Origin of the sequence: Castellaniella sp. (assembly GCF_034675905.1) — a bacterium.
Lineage (GTDB): Bacteria > Pseudomonadota > Gammaproteobacteria > Burkholderiales > Burkholderiaceae_B > Castellaniella.
The window spans coordinates 133,782-153,322 of the sequence record NZ_JAUCCV010000002.1 but is presented as its reverse complement, the minus strand read 5'-3'; the positions used below and the strand labels follow the sequence as shown (position 1 = coordinate 153,322).

19 protein-coding genes and 1 tRNA gene are annotated in these 19,541 nt (G+C 62.9%); 12 read left to right on the top strand and 8 right to left on the bottom strand.

Features of this window, described 5'->3' with window-relative positions; translation table 11 throughout:
- The first annotated feature begins 3 nt into the window (after positions 1-3).
- Entirely contained in the window at positions 4-906 is a 903-nt protein-coding gene (gene thpD, locus VDP79_RS01880) for an ectoine hydroxylase (protein ID WP_323016545.1), read from the top strand.
- A gap of 55 nt (positions 907-961) precedes the next feature.
- Here thpD and ehuA read toward each other — a convergent pair whose 3' ends face one another.
- From ehuA to ehuB, 4 genes are read right to left on the bottom strand one after another with little or no spacing between them, the layout of a single operon-like run.
- Positions 962-1,786: an ectoine/hydroxyectoine ABC transporter ATP-binding protein EhuA gene (gene ehuA / locus VDP79_RS01875; RefSeq protein ID WP_323016544.1), complete on the bottom strand. Its 825-nt coding sequence runs from the start codon at positions 1,784-1,786 to the stop codon at positions 962-964.
- A 48-nt stretch (positions 1,787-1,834) separates the two neighbouring features.
- A complete protein-coding gene (gene ehuD / locus VDP79_RS01870) occupies positions 1,835-2,530 on the bottom strand; it encodes an ectoine/hydroxyectoine ABC transporter permease subunit EhuD (protein ID WP_323016543.1) in 696 nt (231 codons plus the stop codon).
- Positions 2,531-2,532: 2 nt separating this feature from the next.
- Positions 2,533-3,204, bottom strand: coding sequence for an ectoine/hydroxyectoine ABC transporter permease subunit EhuC (ehuC, locus tag VDP79_RS01865; protein ID WP_323016542.1), 672 nt, complete (start codon positions 3,202-3,204; stop codon positions 2,533-2,535).
- 12 nt (positions 3,205-3,216) lie between these two features.
- Positions 3,217-4,074: an ectoine/hydroxyectoine ABC transporter substrate-binding protein EhuB gene (gene ehuB, locus VDP79_RS01860; RefSeq protein ID WP_323016541.1), complete on the bottom strand. Its 858-nt coding sequence runs from the start codon at positions 4,072-4,074 to the stop codon at positions 3,217-3,219.
- 373 nt (positions 4,075-4,447) lie between these two features.
- Here ehuB and aroG point away from each other — a divergent pair, with 373 nt between their 5' ends.
- The 6 genes from aroG to mnmA are packed head-to-tail and all read left to right on the top strand — an operon-like array spanning position 4,448 to position 12,004.
- A complete protein-coding gene (gene aroG / locus VDP79_RS01855) occupies positions 4,448-5,542 on the top strand; it encodes a 3-deoxy-7-phosphoheptulonate synthase AroG (protein ID WP_323016540.1) in 1,095 nt (364 codons plus the stop codon).
- 55 nt (positions 5,543-5,597) lie between these two features.
- Positions 5,598-7,019: an FAD-binding oxidoreductase gene (locus VDP79_RS01850; RefSeq protein ID WP_323016539.1), complete on the top strand. Its 1,422-nt coding sequence runs from the start codon at positions 5,598-5,600 to the stop codon at positions 7,017-7,019.
- A gap of 16 nt (positions 7,020-7,035) precedes the next feature.
- Entirely contained in the window at positions 7,036-8,532 is a 1,497-nt protein-coding gene (locus VDP79_RS01845) for an FAD-linked oxidase C-terminal domain-containing protein (protein ID WP_323016538.1), read from the top strand.
- A gap of 9 nt (positions 8,533-8,541) precedes the next feature.
- Positions 8,542-9,636 (top strand): glycolate oxidase subunit GlcE, encoded by a 1,095-nt coding sequence (gene glcE, locus VDP79_RS01840; protein ID WP_323016537.1) that lies wholly within the window; start codon positions 8,542-8,544, stop codon positions 9,634-9,636.
- Positions 9,637-9,645: 9 nt separating this feature from the next.
- The gene (gene glcF, locus VDP79_RS01835) at positions 9,646-10,875 is read left to right on the top strand and encodes a glycolate oxidase subunit GlcF (RefSeq protein WP_323016536.1); all 1,230 of its coding nucleotides are present in this window, start codon (positions 9,646-9,648) and stop codon (positions 10,873-10,875) included.
- Positions 10,868-12,004 carry a tRNA 2-thiouridine(34) synthase MnmA gene (gene mnmA / locus VDP79_RS01830; protein WP_323016535.1) on the top strand — a complete coding sequence of 379 codons (1,137 nt, stop codon included), beginning with the start codon at positions 10,868-10,870 and terminating at the stop codon, positions 12,002-12,004. Before glcF ends, mnmA begins: the two co-directional genes overlap by 8 nt.
- A 61-nt stretch (positions 12,005-12,065) precedes the next feature.
- On the opposite strand, the gene VDP79_RS01825 is transcribed toward mnmA, so the two are convergent.
- The gene (locus tag VDP79_RS01825) at positions 12,066-12,680 is read right to left on the bottom strand and encodes a glutathione S-transferase N-terminal domain-containing protein (protein WP_323016534.1); all 615 of its coding nucleotides are present in this window, start codon (positions 12,678-12,680) and stop codon (positions 12,066-12,068) included.
- Positions 12,681-12,912: 232 nt separating this feature from the next.
- Here VDP79_RS01825 and purB point away from each other — a divergent pair, with 232 nt between their 5' ends.
- Together purB and VDP79_RS01815 are read left to right on the top strand one after the other, a co-directional pair.
- On the top strand, positions 12,913-14,289 hold the full coding sequence (gene purB, locus VDP79_RS01820; protein ID WP_323016993.1) for an adenylosuccinate lyase: 1,377 nt from the start codon (positions 12,913-12,915) through the stop codon (positions 14,287-14,289).
- Between the two features lie 95 nt (positions 14,290-14,384).
- A tRNA-Lys gene (locus VDP79_RS01815) sits at positions 14,385-14,460 on the top strand.
- Positions 14,461-14,531: 71 nt separating this feature from the next.
- On the opposite strand, the gene VDP79_RS01810 is transcribed toward VDP79_RS01815, so the two are convergent.
- Entirely contained in the window at positions 14,532-15,722 is a 1,191-nt protein-coding gene (locus VDP79_RS01810) for an ISL3 family transposase (protein WP_323016533.1), read from the bottom strand.
- A 203-nt stretch (positions 15,723-15,925) separates the two neighbouring features.
- Here VDP79_RS01810 and VDP79_RS01805 point away from each other — a divergent pair, with 203 nt between their 5' ends.
- A complete protein-coding gene (locus tag VDP79_RS01805) occupies positions 15,926-16,105 on the top strand; it encodes a hypothetical protein (RefSeq protein ID WP_323016532.1) in 180 nt (59 codons plus the stop codon).
- Between the two features lie 57 nt (positions 16,106-16,162).
- Here VDP79_RS01805 and VDP79_RS01800 read toward each other — a convergent pair whose 3' ends face one another.
- Positions 16,163-16,624 (bottom strand): hypothetical protein, encoded by a 462-nt coding sequence (locus tag VDP79_RS01800; RefSeq protein ID WP_323016531.1) that lies wholly within the window; start codon positions 16,622-16,624, stop codon positions 16,163-16,165.
- 164 nt (positions 16,625-16,788) lie between these two features.
- Here VDP79_RS01800 and VDP79_RS01795 point away from each other — a divergent pair, with 164 nt between their 5' ends.
- Entirely contained in the window at positions 16,789-17,718 is a 930-nt protein-coding gene (locus VDP79_RS01795; RefSeq protein ID WP_323016530.1) for a glyoxylate/hydroxypyruvate reductase A, read from the top strand.
- Positions 17,718-18,449, top strand: a complete 732-nt coding sequence (locus VDP79_RS01790) for a hypothetical protein (protein ID WP_323016529.1) — start codon at positions 17,718-17,720, stop codon at positions 18,447-18,449. The genes VDP79_RS01795 and VDP79_RS01790 overlap by 1 nt, the downstream gene beginning before the upstream one ends.
- On the opposite strand, the gene VDP79_RS01785 is transcribed toward VDP79_RS01790, so the two are convergent.
- Positions 18,427-19,527: an ADP-ribosylglycohydrolase family protein gene (locus tag VDP79_RS01785; RefSeq protein WP_323016528.1), complete on the bottom strand. Its 1,101-nt coding sequence runs from the start codon at positions 19,525-19,527 to the stop codon at positions 18,427-18,429. The two genes, VDP79_RS01790 and VDP79_RS01785, sit on opposite strands and share 23 nt — an antisense overlap.
- Positions 19,528-19,541 lie beyond the last annotated feature (14 nt).

The following is a 19,541-nucleotide window of genomic DNA, read 5'->3' as shown; positions in this document are numbered from 1 at the left end:
GTGATGAAGGATTGTTATGTATCCCGTACGGGCCGTTCGGCGGCTTTGATTGCGCGGTGCGATCCCGTCGTCTACGACGGCGGTCGCTATGACCAGGCCTTGGATGAGGCCCGGTTGCAGACCTACGAACGGGATGGTTTTCTGATTGTGCCCGGCGTGTTTGATGCGGCTGAGGTGGAAGCGCTGCGCCAAGAAGCCATGGAGTTGGCGCGTGATCCGGCCGTGCGCGAAGGCGAAGAGGTCATCCGCGAACCGGGAGGTACAGCTTTGCGGTCGGTCTTCCGGGTTCATGAATTGGGTGCGCGCCTGGCGGATCTGCCCAGAGATCCGCGCCTGCTGGCGGTTGCCCGGCAGATCCTGGGATCCGAGGTTTATATCCATCAATCCCGGGTCAATATGAAACCGGCGCTGGACGGCAAGGAATTCTACTGGCATTCGGATTTCGAAACCTGGCATGTGGAAGACGGCATGCCGGCCATGCGGGCGCTGAGCTGCTCCGTGCTGCTGACGGACAATACGCCGTTCAACGGGCCGTTGATGCTGATTCCCGGTTCGCATCGGCAGTTCGTCGCCTGCGTGGGGGAAACCCCCGAGGAAAATTACAAGCGCTCCCTGCGCCGCCAGGAAGTGGGAGTGCCGGATGCCCTCAGCCTGCGTTTGCTGGCCGAGCAGGGCGGTCTGAAGGCGGCGACAGCGCCTGCCGGGTCGGCGGTGTTCTTCGATTGCAACACACTGCACGGCTCAAGCGGCAATCTGTCGCCGTGGCCGCGCTGCAATGTGTTCATGGTCTATAACAGTGTGGACAACCGCTTGGTCGCGCCGTTTCATGGCATGCCGCCGCGACCGGAACATATTGCCGCGCGGGACAGGACCGAAACGCTGACGCCGTTGTCTGCAGCGGCGTAGCCATTTTTGCGTGACCAGGGCGGTTCGGCGCTTGTTGCGGGGTGCCGCCCGGTGCTCAGAGGCTTCCTTGCCGGGCCTGCATGAAATTCTTCAGGAAATCCCGGGTGCGGTCTTCTTTGGGCGCCGTGAACATTGCCTCGGGCGCTGCCTGTTCCACCACGACGCCCTTGTCGAAGAAGCACACCCGGTCGGAAATCTGTCGGGCGAATTCCATTTCGTGCGTCACCAGCAGCATGGTCAGATCATGTTCTTCCGACAGGCGCTGGATGACGTTGAGCACCTCGCCCACCAGTTCGGGGTCCAGGGCGGATGTCGGTTCGTCGAACAGCATGATGTTGGGGCGGGTCGCCAGCGCGCGGGCGATGGCGACGCGCTGCTGCTGTCCGCCGGATAGCTGGCTGGGGAATTTTTCGGCGTGCTCCGTCATGCCGACCAGATCCAGATATTCATAGGCCCGCTGGCGGGCTTCTGCGCGCGACAGGCCCAGCACGTGGATAGGCGATTCGGTGATGTTGCGCAGCACCGTCATGTGCGGGAACAGGTTGAACTGCTGGAACACCATGCCCATTTCCTTGCGCATGGTGCGTAGATGGGCTTCGCTGGCCGGCACGGCTTGCTGGTCGCGGTATTCGTGCCATAGCGGTTTGCCCGCCACGTGGATCAGGCCGCCATCGATCTTTTCCAGTGTCATCAGGATGCGCAGCACCGTCGATTTGCCCGATCCGGAGGGGCCGATGATGGTGACTTTTTCGCCTTTGGCGACCTGGAAATCCAGTTCGTTCAGCACGATGGCGTCACCAAAGCGCTTGACGACTTTGTCCATGACGATGATGGGTTCGGCGCCGATGGTCGGCGCCGCAGGGGAATCAGGGACAGTCATGAGCAGGGGGCTCCTGGGGCAGGTAAAAATAGGTGCTGGAGCATGCCTTTATCCACGCAGAGGGATGCCGCGCTTGGGCAGGTGTTCATCCAGGTAGCGCACGCCGGCAGAGGCGATCAGGGTCAGCATCAGGTACAGGACGCCCACCAGGGTCAGCGGCACCATGTAGTTGAAGCTGCGGTCGCCGATGATGCGGGCCACGTTCAGCATTTCCAGAATCGACACCACGGACAGCACGGGGACGTCCTTCATGATGGACACCAGATAGTTGCCCAGGGCGGGGATGATGCGTGGAATGGCCTGGGGCAGGATGATGTCGATAAAGGTACGCTGCGGGGAAATATCCAGGGCGCGGGCGGCTTCGGTCTGGCCGTGAGTGATGGATTCCAGTCCTGCGCGGTAGACTTCCGACATGTAGGCGCTGTACTGCACGCCCAGGGCCAGCGCCCCGGTCAGAAACGCCGGCAGCACCAGGCCGTATTCGGGCAGCACGTAGTACAGGAAAAACAGCTGCACCAGCAGCGGGGTGTCCCGCAGGAATTCCGTGAAGATGCGCGCCGGCCAGGCGATCAGGCGCAGGCGGGCGCTTTTCAGCGCGGCCAGGACCAGCCCCAGCACCGCGCCCACCAGAAACCCCAGCAAAGTCGCCTGGATGGTGACGACCATGCCGCGCAGCAGGATGGGCAGAATCGACCAGGCGAATATCCAGTCGTTGGCGGTGTTCCATTCAATACCGAACAGCATGCTCAGGTCCTCCGGCTGCGCCAGCGGCCGACGCGGATTTCCAGGATCCGCATCATGCCGGCCAGCACCAGGGCCATGCCGAAGTACATCAGCAGCAACAGGGTGTAGATCGGGACGCTGTCCTGGGTGAAATTGCGGATGCGCTCGGCTTGAAAAGCCATGTCGCCCAGGCCGATCAGCGAGACCAGCGCCGTGTCCTTCAGGTTCTGCACCGCCAGATTGCTGAAGCTGGGCAGCATTTCCGGAATGGCCTGGGGCAGGGCGATCCGCCACAGCGTCTGCCGGGGCGTGAAATCCAGCGCCTTGGCGGCTTCATACTGATTGTGCGGAACCGCCTGAATGGCGCCGCGCACGATTTCAGCCCCGTAGGCGCCGATGTTCAGGCTCAGGGCCAGGGCGCCGGCCACCACCGCAGGCAGGCGCAGGTCGATGCCCAGCGCCTGTCCCAGTACGGGCAGGGCGAAGAACAGCCAGAACAATTGCACCAGCAGGGACGTGCCGCGAAAGACCTCGATCAGGGTGATCGACAGCCAGCGCCAGAACCGGCTGCGCGACAGGCGTCCGATGCCGAACAGAAAGGAAAACAAACCCCCCAGGGCGGTGGAATACAGGGTCAGTTCGATCGTGACCCTGGCCCCCGCCATCAAGGGGTTCAGATAGGCGAACCAGTCCATGGGCAGCCGGACTCAGCCCTTGCACAGTTGCGCCGTACTGCGCTCGAAGGATTGGGATGCGTCTTCCGCCGAGAACCCGTAGTGGCTCATGATCTGTTTCCAGTCGTCGGTTTTCTTGAAGGCAGCCAGTTCCTGGTTCACGGCATCGCGCAATGCTTCGGAATTCTGGGAAAAGGTGAATCCCCCCCAGCTGCGCACCGGCTGGCCATCAACAACAGGGTCCTTGAAGTCGTGGGCGGCTTCAACCTTGCCTTTGCTTTTGGCGGCCAGCTGGCTGACGGTCAGGCTGGTGGCGGCATAGCCGTCCGCCCGTCCGGTCGAGACGGTGGAAATAGCGTCTGCGTTGCTGGCGATCGTCACGATCTGATCCGCTGGTACCTTCAGCGCCTGCAGCATCTCCAGCTGATCGGCTCCGGCCATGATGGCGATCTTGTGTCCCGGCTTGGCAAAGCTTGCGTAGTCGTGCAGGTTTTTCGGATTGTCCTTGGCGACCAGCAGACCTTCGCCGTAGGAGCTGTCCGGTTCGGAAAAAGCGACCTGCTGGCAGCGTTGCGGCAGGATCGCCATTTCGGCGGCCACCATGTCGTAGCGGTCGGCCTGCAGGCCCGGAATCAGCGAGCCGAAGCTGGTGGTGGTCCATTGGATGTTCTGGATGCCCAGGGCTTTGGCGATGTGCTTGGCGACGTCGGGGCCGACGCCCTTGGCCTCGCCGTTCAGATCCATGTAGCCGTAGGGGATTTCGTTGGCGACGGCGATGCGGATCGTGCCGGATTTCTGGATGGCGGCCAGATCGGCGGCCTGGGCGGCGGCGGTCAGCCCCAGGGCGCCGGCGGCCGCGGCCAGCAGGCAAGTGTGCAGTGTCTTTTTCATGCGAGTCTCCTGATGTGTAAGGAATGCGCATAGAAGCCTGATCCTGTACGGCTCTGTGTATGCAACATTATGTATTCATATCAAATGATTGATATACGAACGATGCATTATAGAATGATTGGTGTGCTAATCAATTCATGAGGAATGAATTTCTCGGGAGCAGATTCTTGCCACTCCATTCCTGCTGTGCTAGGATTCACGAATGCGCTCGATTCCCTATTTCTTTTATTTTTTTACGTTTCCAACGCCGCTGGTGGAGGAAGGGAATCGCTGTACATTCAGGTAGTCAACAAATTCCCCAAAAGCCGCCGGCCCTGCCAGGCGGCTTTTTTGTTGTCGCCTCGCACATCCGGTTCATGATTGGAGCAAGACCGTGTCACACAATACCGACGATATCCGCATCCGAGAAATCCGCGAACTCGCCCCGCCTGCCCACGTGATGCGCGAATTTCCGTGCACGCCGGCGATTTCACGCACCGTGCATGACGCCCGGCATGCCGTGCACGATGTGCTGGTCGGTCAGGACGACCGCCTGGTGGTGGTGATCGGCCCGTGTTCCATCCACGATACCAAGGCCGCTTTGGAATATGCCGGCCGTCTGGCCGAGCAGCGCCAGCGCTTTGCCGCCGATCTGGAAATCATCATGCGGGTGTATTTCGAAAAGCCGCGCACCACGGTAGGCTGGAAAGGCTTGATCAATGATCCCGGTCTGGACGGCAGTTTCGATATCAATCAGGGCTTGCGCACGGCGCGCGAATTGCTGATCGACGTCAACGCCCTGGGCTTGCCCGCCGGTTGCGAGTTCCTGGACATGATCACGCCGCAGTACATCGCCGATCTGGTGTCCTGGGGGGCGATCGGCGCGCGCACCACCGAAAGCCAGGTGCACCGCGAACTGGCGTCGGGCTTATCCTGCCCGGTGGGGTTCAAGAACGGCACGACCGGCGACACGCGCATCGCCATCGACGCCCTGAAAGCGGCGGCCAATTCCCACTATTTCCTGTCGGTGACCAAGGGCGGTCATTCCGCTATCGTGGCCACGCGCGGCAACGACGACTGCCATGTGATCCTGCGCGGCGGCAAAGCGCCCAACTACCAGGCCGAATTCGTACAGGCGGCTGCCGAATCCCTGGAGAAAGCGGGTATGCGCCAGCGCGTCATGGTCGACGCCAGCCATGCCAATAGCCATAAGGACTACAGCCGTCAGCCTGAAGTCATCGAAGACATCTGCCAGCAAGTCGAGGGCGGCGATGCCCGGCTGTTCGGCGTCATGATCGAAAGCCATCTGGTCGGGGGGCGCCAGGATTTGGTCGCTGGCCGTTCGCTGGTGTATGGTCAGAGCATTACCGACGGTTGTGTGGATTGGGATGTTTCCGTGTCGTTGCTGGAACGCCTGTCCGCCGCTGTCCAGACTCGCCGCCAGCGCCTGACTTCGGTGCGGTCGGAATCCGTGGGCAGCGCCGCCTGATTCGTGCCTGGCCGGCCTGCCGGCCGCCGGGGAAAATCCGCTGTTTTCAGGATCGATGATGGATATCTTGCAGTTTGCGCCGCAGCCGCGTCCCTTGCCGGCAGGTTTTCTGGATGCCTTGCAGTCCCGCTTCGCGGACCGCTGTTCGACGGCGCAGGCCGTGCGGGATCACCACGGACGCGACGAATCGCCCTATCCGGCCATGCCGCCCGATGCCGTCGTCTACGCCGAGTCGGTGGATGATGTCGCCTGGGTGGCGCGGCACTGCCATGCGCACCGCATTGCGCTGATTCCGTATGGGGCGGGTTCGTCCCTGGAAGGCCACCTGTTGGCCGTGCAGGGCGGGGTCTGCCTGGATATGTCGCGCATGAACCGGATCCTGACGGTGCATGCGGAAGACTTCACCGCTACCGTGCAGGCGGGCGTCACCCGCAAGCAGCTGAACGAGTCCTTGCGGGACACCGGTCTGTTCTTTCCCATCGACCCGGGGGCTGATGCCAGCCTGGGCGGCATGTCGGCGACCCGGGCCTCGGGCACCAATGCCGTGCGCTACGGCACGATGCGTGAGAACGTCATGTCGCTGAAGGTCGTCACGGCCGATGGCCGGGTGATCGAGACTGCCAACCGGGCGCGCAAATCCTCCTCGGGTTACGACCTGACGCGCCTGTTCGTAGGCAGTGAAGGCACGCTGGGCATCATCGTGGAGGTCACGGTGCGCCTGTATCCCCAGCCAGAGGCGGTTTCAGCAGCCATCTGCAATTTTCCGGATCTGGATGCCGCCGTGCGCAGCGTCATCGACGTCATCCAGATGGGCATTCCTGTCGCGCGGGTGGAGTTCATGGATGCCGGCGCAGTGCGGGCGACCAACCGTTATAGCCACCTGACGCTGCGCGAATCCCCGCTGCTGCTGTTCGAATTTCACGGCAGCCCTGCGGCCGTGCGCGAGCAGGCGGAATCCGTCCAGCAGATCACGCATGAACACGGCGGCCAGGATTTCGACTGGGCGGAACGCCCCGAAGACCGCAGCCGCCTGTGGACTGCCCGCCATAACGCCTATTTCGCCGGCCTGGGCTTGCGGCCCGGCTGCCGGGCCAGCACCACCGACGTCTGCGTGCCCATTTCGCGTCTGGCCGAATGCGTCGGGGAAACCGCACGCGAACTGGATCAGGCGCCGTTTCCCTACACCATCGTCGGGCACGTCGGAGACGGCAATTTCCATGTCCTGATGCTGCTCGATCCTGATCGCCCGGATGAGTGGGCCGAGTCCGAACGCCTGAACCATCGTCTGGTGGAACGCGCCATTGCCATGGACGGCACCTGCACTGGTGAACATGGCGTGGGCCTGCACAAGCAGGTCTTCATGCAATCCGAACACGGCGCCGATGCGCTGGACATCATGCGGTCGTTGAAAGCCTCGCTCGATCCGCGCAATATCCTCAATCCGGGCAAAATGCTGCCCCCGGCTCCGGCAGCCTGAACCCCAAGGATCTTTCATGGACATCGCTATCCCGGCAGTCGAAGCGCAGGCGCTTGTGCCGGATTTTCCTGGATTCCTGGCCCAGGTCGGCGCCGATCTGCCGGCCCACTGCATTCTGACCCGCGTGGATCAGACCCGTGTGTACGAGTGCGATGGCCTGTCCCTGTACCGCGAATTGCCGCCGGTGGTGGTGTTGCCCGAAAACGAGGCCCAGGTCATCGCCTTGCTGAAGGCCTGCCGCGAACACAATATTCCGGTGGTGCCCAGGGGGTCGGGCACCGGTCTGTCGGGCGGCGCCACACCGCACCCGCAGGGTGTGGTCATCGGCCTGGCCAAGCTGAACCATATCGTGCGCCTGGACCCGCAGGCCTGCACCGCCGTGGTCGGGCCCGGCGTGCGCAATCTGGCGATCTCCGAGGCCGCCGCCCCATATGGTCTGTACTATGCGCCGGACCCGTCCAGCCAGATCGCCTGCTCGATCGGCGGCAACGTCGCCGAAAATTCTGGCGGGGTGCATTGCCTGAAATACGGCTTGACCGTGCACAACGTGCTGCGGGTGCGCATGGTCACCATCGAGGGCGAAGTCATCGAGCTGGGCGGTGAAGCCCCCGATGCGCCGGGGCTGAACCTGCTGCAGTCCTTTGTCGGTTCCGAGGGCATGCTGGGTCTGGTAACGGAAGTCACGGTGCGCCTGATTCCGCGTCCGCAGCTGGCGCGAGTCGTGATGGCCAGTTTCCCCAGCGTGGAACTGGCGGGGCAGGGGGTGACGCGCATCATCGCCGACGGCATCATCCCGGCGGGCCTGGAATTGATGGACAAGCGTTCCGTGCACATGGTCGAGCCCTTTGTGCAGGCCGGCTACGACCTGGATGCCGAGGCCATCTTGCTCTGTGAATCCGACGGCACGCCCGACGAAGTGGCGGAAGAAATCGCCCGGGTCGAGACCTTGCTGCGCGAGGTCGGCGCCACCCGCCTGCAGATATCCGCATCCGAAGCGGAACGCTTGAAATTCTGGGCCGGGCGCAAGAACGCTTTTCCGGCTGCCGGCCGCATTTCGCCCGATTACTACTGCATGGACGGCACCATTCCGCGCCGCCATCTGGGGCGGGTGCTGGGCGCCATCGCCCAGATGGAAACGGAATACGGCTTGCGGTGTTCGAACGTCTTTCATGCCGGGGACGGCAATCTGCATCCGCTGATTTTGTTCGATGCCAATCAGCCCGACGAGGTCGAGCGCGCCGAAGCCTTCGGCGCCGCCATCCTGGAATTGTGCGTCGAGGTCGGCGGCACCATCACGGGCGAACACGGCGTGGGTCTCGAAAAGATCAATCAGATGTGCACACAGTTCTCTCGCGAGGAACTGGACGCCTTTTCGGCCTTCAAGCGCGCCTTCGATCCCTATGGCCTGCTCAATCCCCTGAAGCTCATTCCTACCTTGGTGCGTTGCGCCGAGTACGGGAAAATGCATGTGCATCAGGGTGAGCTGCGCTTTCCCGACATCCCCCGTTTCTGAAGCGATCCTATGGAATTCGTCCTGTCTGAACTGAGTGAGCAGGTGGTGACGGCGCGTGCCGCCAAAAAACCCCTGATGATCCGAGGCGGCGGCACCCGGCTGTTTTATGGCGAGCCGCTGGCCGACGATGGCTCTGCCGGCTGGCTGGATCTGTCGGTCTATCACGGCGTCGTGGGTTACGAACCGTCCGAACTGGTATTGACCGCACGGGCGGGCACCCCGCTGGCCGAGATCGAAGATCTGTTGGCCTCGCAAGGCCAGATGCTGGCTTTCGAACCGCCTCGTTTTGGGGCTGCCGGCACGCTGGGCGGCTGCGTGGCGACCGGTCTGTCCGGTCCGCGCCGACTGGCGGCGGGAGGGCTGGCGGATTTTGTCCTGGGCACGCGACTGCTCAATGCCGATGGCAATATCCTGCGCTTTGGCGGCGAGGTCATGAAAAACGTGGCCGGCTATGACGTATCCCGTCTGCTGGCCGGATCCCTGGGCGTGCTGGGCGCTTTGGTGGAGATTTCCATCAAGGTCGTGCCTCGGCCGCGGTGCGAAGCGACCCGTGTGCTGGAGTTGGACGAGGCAGGCGCTTTGCGCCAATGTCTGCTGTGGCGATCCCGGCCCATTCCGGTATCGGCCACGGCCTGGACGCCGGACGAGACGGGGGGGGCAGGGCGCCTGCTGATCCGGCTGTCGGGCAACGAGTCGGCGGTGCGGCAGGGACAGGCCACGATCGGCGGCGAAGCCCTGCCGGACGATCAGGCGCAGGCCTTTTGGCTGAGTCTGCGGGATCAGAGCCATGTGTTTTTCCATCAGCGGCCTTTGTGGCGCCTGAGTCTGCCGCCGCGCGTGTCGGTCTTGGGCCTGGGGCCGACCCTGCATGAATGGGGCGGCGGCCTGCGCTGGCTGGCTGGCGATCAGGATGCCGCCGCCTTGCGGGCCAGGGTCCAAGCCCTGGGCGGCTCCGCCTGCTTGTACCATCGCGGCGGCGTCTCCCGCGATGTGGCGACTTTTCATCCTCTGGCAGCCGGCGTGATGCAGATCCACCGGCGGCTCAAACAGGAATTCGATTCCAGCAGCGTTTTCAATCCGCGCCGCCTGGTGCCGGAATTCTAAGGACTCATCATGCAAACCCAACTTGCCCAATGGGCGCAAGGCACGGACATCGGCCAGGAGGCCGATGCCATCCTGCGGCGTTGCGTGCATTGCGGCTTCTGTCTGGCCACCTGCCCCACCTACCAGATCCTGGGGGACGAGCTCGACAGCCCGCGCGGCCGGATCTATCAGATCAAGCAGATTCTGGAAGGCGTCCAGCCCACCTATGTCACGCAGCAGCACCTGGATCGCTGTCTGACCTGCCGCAATTGCGAGACCACCTGCCCTTCGGGGGTGGAATACGGCAAGCTGGTGGATATCGGCCGGCAGCTGATCAGTGAACGGGTCGAGCGGCCCTGGCACCAGCGCCTGTTGCGCAGCGTCTTGCGGCATCTGATGCTGTCGCCGGCCTTCGGCCCCCTGTATCGCGTAGGCCGCTGGGTGCGGCCGGTCTTGCCGGCGGTTCTGCAGGGCAAGATCGCCGTGGCGCGGCCTGCAGGGGCCTTGCCCGTTCAGCCGCAGCGTCATGCCCGCCAGGTGTTGATGCTCAGCAATTGCGTGCAGCCCGCCATGATGCCGTCCATCGACGCCGCGACGCAGCGCGTGCTGGATGCCGTTGGCGTCGGTACACGCTTTGCCGCCGGGTCGGGCTGCTGCGGGGCCATCAATTTTCACCTGGATGCCCAGGAAGCCGCCCGTGCGCAGATGCGGGCCAATGTGGATGCCTGGCTGCCGCTGCTGGAATCAGGTCAGGTCGAGGCCGTGGTGGTCAATGCCTCCGGGTGCGGCGGCATGATCAAGGACTACGCCCATCATTTGCAGCATGACCCCGCCTATGCCGAGCGCGCTGCGCGCTTGATGGACTACGTCAAGGACATCGCCGAATTCCTGGCGCCCCTGGCGGCGGATGTGCGCGCCAAGATGCGCCAGTCGCCTGGGCGCAGCGCTTTTCACCCGCCCTGTACCCTGCAGCATTGGCAAGGCCTGCGCCCGCTGACCGAGCGCCTGCTGACGGATCTGGGCTTTGATCTGCAGGCCTTCGGCGAAGCCCATCTATGCTGCGGTTCGGCTGGTACCTACTCCATTACGCAGCCGGTGCTGTCCAAGACTCTGAGGGATCGCAAATTACAGGCGATCCAGACGGCCTTGCCCGACACCATCGTGTCGTCGAACATCGGTTGCATCTGCCACCTGCAAAGCGGCACAGACACGCCGGTGCGGCATTGGATCGAAACCGTGGACGAGGCCATGCATGGCTGATGTGGATATGACGGCCTCCGGCATGCCCGCCCCCGGTGCGCGCATCGTGGTGGGAATGTCCGGAGGCGTGGATTCTTCCGTGACGGCCTGGTTGCTGAAACAGCAGGGCTATCAGGTCATCGGCCTGTTCATGAAGAACTGGGAAGACGATGACGACAGCGAATATTGCTCGTCACGCCAGGATTGGCTGGATGCGGCCAGCGTGGCCGACGTGGTTGGAGTCGATATCGAGGCCGTGAACTTCGCCGCGGAATACAAGGACCGCGTCTTTGCGGAATTCCTGCGGGAATATTCAGCGGGCCGGACCCCCAATCCTGACGTGCTGTGCAACGCGGAAATCAAATTCAAGGCCTTTCTGGATCATGCGATGGGCTTGGGGGCGGACTATATCGCTACAGGCCATTACGCCCGGGTGCGGCGTGTGCACACGGCAGCCGGCCTGCGCACCCAGTTGCTGAAAGCGGTCGATGCCAGCAAGGATCAAAGCTATTTTCTGCACCGTCTGAATCAGGCGCAGCTATCCCGCACGGTGTTCCCCTTGGGGGAAATCCACAAGACCGAGGTGCGGCGGATCGCTCTTGAGATCGGTTTGCCCAATGCCGCCAAAAAGGATTCCACCGGGATCTGCTTCATCGGCGAGAGGCCTTTCCGGGAATTCCTGAACCGCTATTTGCCGACCAAGCCCGGCCCCATGCGCACACCGGAAGGCCTGGTGCTGGGATCGCATCAGGGGCTGGCCTTTTATACGCTGGGCCAGCGTAAAGGCCTGGGGATCGGCGGAATACAGGGCGCCCAGCGTGCTGACGGAACGGCGGATGCCTGGTATGTAGCCCGTAAGGATATGGCCGGCAATACCCTGTACGTCGTGCAAGGTCATGACCATCCCTGGCTGTTGACGCCGACCCTGGCGGCGCAGGATGCCAGCTGGGTGGCCGGAGAGCCCCCTGCGCCCGGCGCCTATGGGGCCAAGACCCGCTATCGGCAGACCGACACCGCCTGCACGCTGGCAGTGCGCGATGCGGCCGCTTTCGATCTGTCGTTTGAGACGCCGCAATGGGCGGTGACGCCAGGGCAGTCGGCTGTGCTGTATGCCGGGGACGTCTGCCTGGGGGGCGGCGTGATCGCCTAGTCTTGCAATGGAGCGTTCAGTCGGCGTCAAACCATCAGGCCCCATCGGGGCCTGATGCATATCAGTTGGCAGGGGGGCGGGTGGATAGGAAGGATGGCCGGTCATCCAGCTTTTCAGCCAGACGGGCCAGATTGGCGTGCTGCGCCCGCCAGTCCAGATTGGGATTGCGAAAATCCAGGTAGCCCAAGGCGGCGCCGACGGCGATGTCGGCCAGGCACAGATTGACCCCGACGCAGTAGGGCTGTTCGCCCAGCAGACTGTCCATATAGTCCAGAGCCGCATGAATCTTGCCGGTCTGGCGCTCGATCCAGGCAGTGCTTTGTTGCTCTGCGGGACGGCGACGGGTTTCTTGGACGATGCTGGTGGCGGCATCCATGATGCCGTCGGCCGTGGCTTCCCAGTGTTTGGTGACGATTCGTTCACGCCCTGGCGGCGGGATCAGGCGCCCGACCGGCGAGAGCGTGTCCAGATATTCCACGATCACTCGTGAATCGAACAAGGCTTCGTTTTCGTCCAGGATCAGGCAGGGGATCTTGCCCAGAGGGTTATGGACGGCAGTCTGCCCGCCGGCCGCCCATGGGTCGTCCAGAACCAGTTCGTAGTCGAGTTTTTTCTCTGCCAGCACAATCCGGACTTTGCGGACGTAGGGACTGGACAGGGAAGCAATCAATCTCATGGCAAACCGGGGAAAGTCTAAGGCTCAAAAAGTATATCAGGGCTGGACCGGCGGTCCGGGAAGTCAGGTCGGTCCAGTCCTCTTTTGGGCTGATTCGGCCGATGGGTGTGGTATATCCGCCCAAAGTCTTGACACCAGAGTCAAATGTTAGAATCGCTGCTTGACCCCTCTGCGGCAAGATTGCCGTTCCTATGGGGGCTGCTTGCCGGCGCCCATCATCCACTGGTTCAAGATGCAGATCGATTCCTCCCTGAGCGCTCTGAATGCGCTGTCGCCCTTGGATGGGCGCTATGCGGCGAAAGCCGATTCCTTGCGGCCTTTTCTGTCGGAAGCCGGTTTCATGGCGCATCGCGTCGAGGTGGAAATCGCCTGGCTGATCGGCCTGTCGGATGCCGGCCTGCCGGAGCTGTCCGCTTTTTCGCCGGCGGCGCGCGCGCGGCTGCAGGCTTTGGTGCAGAGTTTTTCGGAAAGCGATGCGGCCCGGATCAAGGCCATCGAACGCACCACGAACCATGACGTCAAGGCCGTGGAGTATTGGCTGAAAGAGCAGGTGGCCGATGATGCGGAACTGTCGCAGGCTGCTGAATTCATCCACTTCGCCTGCACGTCGGAAGACATCAACAATACGTCGCACGCCCTGATGCTGGGCCGGGCGCGTTCGCAGTCGGTCGTGCCGGCGCTGGAATCGGTCGTGGAACGGCTGCGTGAATTGGCCCGCCAGCATGCGGATCAGCCCCTGTTGTCGCGCACGCACGGCCAGCCGGCCACGCCCAGCACCATCGGCAAGGAATTCGCCAATGTGGTCGCCCGCCTGGACCGCGCGCTGGACGCCATTCGCGCCGTGCAGCCGCTGGCGAAGATGAACGGCGCCACCGGCAATTACAACGCTCACCTGGCCGCCTACCCGGATATCGACTGGCCCGCCTTTGCCGGCGGCGTGCTGGGCGGCCTGGACCTGACCCAGAATCCGTATTCGATCCAGATCGAGCCGCACGACTGGATGGCGGCGCTGTTCGACGCCATCGCTCGCGCCAATACCATCCTGCTGGACCTGAATCGGGATATCTGGGGCTATGTGTCCTTGGGGTATTTCAAGCAGCGCCTGAAAGACGGCGAGGTCGGTTCATCCACCATGCCGCACAAGGTCAACCCCATCGATTTCGAGAATTCCGAAGGCAATCTGGGGCTGGCCAACGCCATGCTGCGGCATCTGTCGGAAAAACTGCCGATCTCGCGTTGGCAGCGCGACCTGACCGATTCCACCGTGTTGCGCAATCTGGGTGTGGCCCTGGGCTACAGCCTGGTCGCCTACGATGCCTGCCTGCGCGGCCTGGGCAAGCTGGAACTGAATGCTGCGGCCATCGATGCCGACATCGACGCCTGCTGGGAAATCCTGGCCGAACCCGTTCAGACCGTCATGCGCCGCCATGGTTTGCCGCACCCCTATGAACAGCTCAAGGCGCTGACACGCGGCAAGGGCATCACCCAGGATGCTTTGCGTGAATTCATTACGGGCCTGGATCTGCCGGCGGAACCCAAGGCCCGTTTGTTGGCGATGACGCCGCGCAGCTATATCGGCCTGGCTGCCCAGTTGGCCCGGGCCATTTGATTCTGCGCGGACAGCACTGATCCGATACGGCACACGACGTTTTTGCGCCGTATCGTGAATGGGTGTATAGTTTCGTTCTTCGCGAAATTTGCGAAGGGCTGTTAGCTCAGTTGGTAGAGCAGCGGACTCTTAATCCGTCGGTCGACAGTTCGAGTCTGTCACAGCCCACCAGGATTATCAAGGACTTGGATGAAAATCCAGGTCCTTTTGGCTCTACCCCATTAACGGGGGATGGGCATTCATCAGACCCGGTTGATGACACCGTTCCAACCGCATTGAGCCAAGACTCTCATGCGGTAATTCTCAAAATTTCTGAAGCCATAGGCTCTGCGCGAGAGCATCTCCATTTTCGTATGGAATCCTTCGGTGATTCCATTGGACTTGGAGAAGCGCCACATGCGTACGATGGGCTCCAGCCACGATGTTAGCGTAGTAGCCAGCGCCCTGGCGGGGCTTTGCTCGAACTGACGGATCAGCGCCAGGAACTTGGGCAGCATCTTCCTGGCCCGCTTGGCTTTCAGAGCTTTAAGCACTAGAAAACCGTTGAGCTGCTGCTTGGCGAAGTACAGCGCCTGCAGCACGGGTGTTTGGGCCAAATACCGGTGTAGCCGCTCCTTCTGCACGGCGGACAACTTCCAGTGATGGCGGCGCATCAGGCTGAGCAGGCCCCGGTTCTTGCGACCTTCGGGATCGTGCTGCTGCCAGAGCTTGAGGAAATGCTGATTGACCAGGCGCACGACATGGAAGCGGTCGGCCACGATCAGGGCATTGGGGAAGTATTGCTGGGCGATCCGCCGGTAGGTCTCGGACAGATCCATGACGATGACTCGCACGTGCTCCTTGCCCGGCAGGCGCTTGAGGTAGCTGCGCAGGCTGGCTTCCGAGCGTCCCAGCACGACATCGAACACCTTGTGGTTCTTCAGATCGACGAGCGTGGTGGCGTAGCCCTTCTTGCGGGTGAAGAAGTGCTCATCGATGCCTAGCACCTGGGGGCAGGACCTGCCCGAGAGTTCGGAGACGCGCTGCTTCACAAACGACTGATACCAGCGCTCGACGGTGGCGCTGGCGATCTGGTGGGTGAGGGTGAGCTTGCGCTGACTGACGCCCCCGTCATGAGCCTCGAAGACCTCCAGGCGGTAGGCCTCGGTGGCCCGTCGCCGGGGACGGATGCCGGGGAACTGCTGGCGAAAGTAGCGATTGCAGTCGGTGCAATGGTACTTGGGCACCGTCAGGTGCAGGACCATGAGCTGATTGCCCTGGCGGGTGTGCTTGAGCGTGCGGTGGTGGGTGGCCTTGATGCGTACCTGGTCGCCCGCGCAGCGAGGGCAGCTTGCCCGTTTGTTGGGTTTGGCCCAGACATGGATGTCTTCGTGACGCTGGACCGCTTGTACCACCAGACCCTGGATGCCTAGGATAGAATCGATTGGGGACATCGGCATTGCTCCATTAAACGTGTTCTTCGCAAAAACAAGTCTAATGAATGCGGGTGTCCCCCGTTAATGATGTAGAGCCGTCCTTTTTTTGTCTGCGGGCGCTGACTGCGCCAAAGGCGCACCGAGCAATATTTCGGGATGTGGCCTATGCTGCTGGGTTGGTCGTCACAGTTCTGTGGCGGCCGTCTGACAGCGGGGATGAGATGGACACGAAAGACAAAGATCAGAAGCCGGGCCAAGAAGCAGCGAAGCCTGCCAATAATTCCAAGCCTGCGCTGAAGCAGCCGCGCTGGCCCGGCCTGGGCGGCAATTCAGGGATCAAGAATGCCAAATCGGTGCATGGCCGCATGCTGACGGGCCGCGGCTCGGCGCGAGGCCGATAGGGCGGTCATTCGCCCCCTGAACGACGTTGCGATACACCGGTCGTGCGGGGTGCCGGATCAATCCAGCGCTGTGCGGATGTCCGTCAGGATCCGGCAGAATTCTGCTGCCGGGATGGACGTCAGTGCAGGTTCGGCGCCTTCACCGGTCTGGTGCAGGATCTCCAGCCCTTGAGTGGTTTTCAACACATGGCGCAGCCCCTGGTTCTGGGCGAATTTCGCCCTCAGGGCGCGTTCCACCAGTCGGTGATGATCCGCCGATCCAAAGGGAATCTGCCGATCACGCCAGTGGACGAAGTCTTTGTGCGCGCCGTGTCCGCAGTCCTTTGCCTGCCAGGCGGTCGATGCAAACGCCTGCGCGCGCGCAGGGTGGCCTTCCGGGAACTTGATGCCTTGAATGAAGCCCTCCACCGACGCCAGCAGCATGTCGTCCAACAGGAAAGGCGACAGGCTGAAATTCGATAGGGCGATGCCGCGCCAGTCGTCGGATGTGTAGGCGATGTTGATGGTTTTGTCTGTCAATCCGGTCTCCTGACCTATCGTTTGCAATCCAGGCACAGTCTAGCGGATGCGGCATACCCCTATGCTACATTCCCTAGGGTCGTTCATCACTGCTTGCTTGCTTGGTTCGGCGCGGCGGACCGGTGGTCATAGACCGGCCGGGCGGTGCGCCTGCTCATCTGCCTATGGAAATCGTCTTCGCTTCTCGCCACGAATCGAACCCCCGGGAATGGGTGGCCGCCTTGCAACAGGCCTTGCCTGAACATCAGGTGCGCTTGTGGGACGCATGCCAGCCCCGGGGGCAGGCCGATGCCGCCGTCGTGTGGGCGCCGCCTGCTGATTTGTTCGCGCACGAACCGCAGCTGAAACATCTCTTCAATCTGGGGGCGGGGGTCGATGCCCTGCTGCAGATTCCGGATCTGCCTGCCGATATCACGCTGGTGCGCATGGAAGACGGTGGCATGGCGGTGCAGATGGCGGAATACGTGCTGCATTACCTGATCCGCGAATCCCGGGATCTGGGGCAGTACGCCGACTTGCAGGCGCAGGCCCGCTGGCAGCCTCTGGAGGACATCGATCGGGATGCCTGGACGGTCGGTGTCATGGGCGGCGGCGTGATGGGCGCCCGGATCGCCCAGGTGTGCGCGGCATTGGATTACCCCGTGGCTGTCTGGTCGCGCAGCGGCCGTCCGGTGGCGGGCGCGCAATCCTATGGACAGGACGAGCTGGCTGATTTTCTGGCGCGAACCCGGGTGCTGGTCAATGCTTTGCCATTGACGGCGGACACGCAGGGCATTCTGTCTCGCGCCGTATTCGATCAATTGCGCCCCGATGCCTATCTGATCAATATCGCCCGGGGAGACCATCTGGTCGAGTCCGACCTGCTGGCCTGCCTGGACAGTGGCCGTTTGCGCGGGGCGGCGCTGGACGTGTTTTCCTGTGAACCGCTGCCGCCCGGACATCGCTTCTGGTCGGACCGGCGCATCCGGGTGACGCCGCACATCGCCGGCGCCAGCCTGATGTCTTTGACGGTGCAGCAGATCGCCGGCAAGGTCCGGGCCGTGGTGCGGGGCGAACCCATTACCGGCATCGTGGACCGGATGCGGCAGTACTGATGATCATCGCGGGCATCTGGCGCCAGCTTGCGCAAGGGGCTCTGGTCGTGATGCTGGCGCTGGTGCTGGGGGCTTGCGCGGCGCCGCCGGGTGATGGCCCCCAAGGCGAGTCATTTTCCGCCGACCAATTGATGCAGCATGACATCAACCGCGTCCAGACCCTGGCGATGCGGGACAATATGGACAGCCTGGTCCGGCTGCTGGAAAAGCTCTACCGGCGTAATCCTGGAGAATGGCGCAAATCGGGCTTCACTGATCTGAAATCCGCTTTGGCTCAGGGGGATGCGCGGATACGCACCGGCGAAGTCCCCAAAGAACTGGACGGCCTGCAGGATATCGAGGTCCTGTCCGTGGCCATGGACCCTCGCTATCCCGGCGACCGGGTGGCAGCCTTTGTGCTGGGGCTGTCCGATATGATCATCACGGCCCATGGCGGGCGCGTCCGTTTCCATGTCACTGACTCGGTAGATGCACAGCACGTGTTCAATGCCGCCCGCAACCTGGAGATCGCCGCCTGGATGCTGGCCAGCCGCCGCGATGCCCAGGGCCGGCCCTTGCTGCTGTCCAATGAGCTGGGCGACGGTGTCGCCAATCTGAGCTTCGAGCGGGAATTCGGCCGCATGATCGCCCGTCTGGATCTGGTGGCCGAGTTGCAGGACGAGAGCGTCCGGCGCATCGGCATCAACTATCTGCAGGGGTTGCTGTTCTTCAATTTTCTGCCGGTGCGCTAGCTGCTTGCCGCGCCAGCAGTTCCGCCCAGGCCTGGCGTCGATCGCTGTGCTCCAGTCCGCTCAGAAAGCGATCCGGGATGGACTGGATGCCGCCGATGGCGCCGGCCAGCGCCCCGGTCAGGATGGCACGGGCCTGATTCTGGCCGCCGCCGTTGACGGCGTGCAGCACGGCAGATTCAAAATCCCCCTGAAAACGGCCCGCCAGGTAATAGGCGGCGGGAAACTGATGGTAGACGGCGCAGGGCATGCCGTAGACCAGGGATGCTTTCCAGGCGGGTTCGATGCGGATGTCGGGGTCGCTTGCCGCCTGCAATACGCAAGATGCCGTCAGCAAAGCGTCTGGGGACGGGAACTGGCCCGCGTGCCGGGGAGCTTCAGGGCCGGGCGGCGGGGTCTGTTCGCCGCTTGATGTGACTGCGTGAAAGGGCAGGGCGCCGTCATGCACCAAGGCCATCAGGCGTCCGGACGTCTGCGTGTCCAGCGGCTCGCCGCGCACCAGACTGCCCAATACGCAGCCATAAGCCACGGTCATGGCCATGACCGTGGTGTCATGCTGGGTGAGCACCGTATTGGCCGATACCTGCCGGGCCAGCGCTGATGGCTGCAGTGCGTAGCGGATGGCCAGCGCCAGGATGCGTTCGGCGGCTTCGGTGGTGTCGGCCAGGCCTGATACCTGCCCCCAGGGGCGTCGCGCACCGACCCGCAGCCGCCAGGTTTCGCGGATCGACTGGCTGGTGTAGCCGCCCGGCCCGTTCATCGGTGTGCCGTCCAGTTGCGGGAACAGATCCTGGTCCAGGCGTCGGCAGAAATCGGGCTCGTCATAGCGGCCACGTTCGACCAGGGATTGCGCCAGTAGATCCAGGATGCAGCCGGCCTGCGAAGACTGCCCGGCCCGAAGGCCGCCATGGTAGCGCTCGGGCCGGGGGTCGGTGTAGTCCGTGATCCAGCTGCCATAGTCGCGGTGCAGGGCATCCAGGTCGTAGTACCAGTGCGGCCCCAGGGCCAGCGCGTCGCCGATGTAGGCGCCCATCAGCGCACCCCTGGCGCGCTGTTCCAGAGTGATGTCTGCGTGTGTCATGCCGGATTCCGAGC